1 rRNA gene is annotated in these 245 nt (G+C 54.7%); it reads right to left on the minus strand.

The features are described 5' to 3' along the window. Positions 1-245 (minus strand): 16S ribosomal RNA (locus ACTHS4_RS12350); the annotation flags it as partial.

Raw genomic sequence — 245 nt, forward strand, 5'->3', positions numbered from 1 at the left:
GACTACAAGGGTATCTAATCCTGTTTGCTCCCCACGCTTTCGCACCTCAGCGTCAGTACCGGACCAGTGGGCCGCCTTCGCCACCGGTGTTCTTCCTAATATCTGCGAATTTCACCTCTACACTAGGAATTCCACACACCTCTTCCGGACTCTAGACTGGCAGTATCAGAGGCAGTTCCGAGGTTGAGCCCCGGGATTTCACCCCTGACTTGTCAATCCGCCTACGTGCGCTTTACGCCCAGTAA

The sequence above is a fragment of the Neisseria sp. P0014.S009 genome (assembly GCF_051958155.1).
GTDB lineage: Bacteria > Pseudomonadota > Gammaproteobacteria > Burkholderiales > Neisseriaceae > Neisseria > Neisseria flavescens_C.